The 1,590-nt window shown below is 50.7% G+C and carries 1 rRNA gene; it reads right to left on the minus strand.

The annotated features are described in order from the left end of the window. Nucleotides 1–11 precede the first annotated feature (11 nt). Nucleotides 12–1,541 (minus strand): 16S ribosomal RNA (locus HPC41_RS00025). Nucleotides 1,542–1,590: the final 49 nt, after the last annotated feature.

Below are 1,590 nucleotides of genomic sequence, written 5' to 3' on the forward strand. Positions count from 1 at the left end.
CGATACTCTAGAAAGGAGGTATTCCAGCCGCACCTTCCGGTACGGCTACCTTGTTACGACTTAGCCCCAATTATCGGTTTTACCCTAACACGCTCCTTGCGGTCACATGCTTTAGGTACCCCCAACTTTCATGGCTTGACGGGCGGTGTGTACAAGGCCCGGGAACGTATTCACCGCGTCATTGCTGATACGCGATTACTAGCGAATCCAACTTCATGGGGTCGAGTTGCAGACCCCAATCCGAACTGTGAATGGCTTTTAGAGATTAGCACCATATTGCTATGTAGCTGCCCGCTGTACCATCCATTGTAGCACGTGTGTAGCCCCGGACGTAAGGGCCATGATGACTTGACGTCGTCCCCACCTTCCTCGCTGTTTGCACAGGCAGTCTGTTTAGAGTCCCCAACATTACTTGCTGGCAACTAAACATAGGGGTTGCGCTCGTTGCGGGACTTAACCCAACACCTCACGGCACGAGCTGACGACAGCCATGCAGCACCTAGTTTCGTGTCCCGAAGGACGGATGCGTCTCTGCATCCTTCACTAACTTTCAAGCCCGGGTAAGGTTCCTCGCGTATCATCGAATTAAACCACATGCTCCTCCGCTTGTGCGGGCCCCCGTCAATTCCTTTGAGTTTCACCCTTGCGGGCGTACTCCCCAGGTGGATAACTTAACGCTTTCGCTGGGACGCTGGCTGTCTATCGCCAACATCGAGTTATCATCGTTTAGGGCGTGGACTACCAGGGTATCTAATCCTGTTCGATCCCCACGCTTTCGTGCATCAGCGTCAATACCAGCTTAGTGAGCTGCCTTCGCAATCGGAGTTCTAAGACATATCTATGCATTTCACCGCTACTTGTCTTATTCCGCCCACTTCAAATGGATTCAAGCCCATCAGTATCAAAGGCACTGCGATGGTTGAGCCACCGTATTTCACCCCTGACTTAATAGGCCGCCTACGCACCCTTTAAACCCAATAAATCCGGATAACGCTCGGATCCTCCGTATTACCGCGGCTGCTGGCACGGAGTTAGCCGATCCTTATTCTTCCAGTACATTCAGCTAAATACACGTATTTAGGTTTATTCCTGGACAAAAGCAGTTTACAACCCATAGGGCAGTCATCCTGCACGCGGCATGGCTGGTTCAGGCTTCCGCCCATTGACCAATATTCCTTACTGCTGCCTCCCGTAGGAGTCTGGTCCGTGTCTCAGTACCAGTGTGGGGGATTCTCCTCTCAGAGCCCCTAGACATCGTCGCCTTGGTAAGCCGTTACCCTACCAACTAGCTAATGTCACGCGAGCCCATCTCTATCCTATAAATATTTAATAATTTCACGATGCCGGAAAATTATATTATGCGGTGTTAATCTCTCTTTCGAGAGGCTATCCCCCTGATAGAGGTAGGTTGCTCACGCGTTACGCACCCGTGCGCCACTCTCATGGAACCAGAGCAAGCTCTGGTCCCAATCCCGTCCGACTTGCATGTATTAGGCCTGCCGCTAGCGTTCATCCTGAGCCAGGATCAAACTCTCCATTGTAAAATGAAGTTTTTGATTCCAACTATTTACATAATCAGAATTCTTTTTT

Source organism: Sphingobacterium prati, from assembly GCF_013167215.1.
Lineage (GTDB): Bacteria > Bacteroidota > Bacteroidia > Sphingobacteriales > Sphingobacteriaceae > Sphingobacterium > Sphingobacterium prati.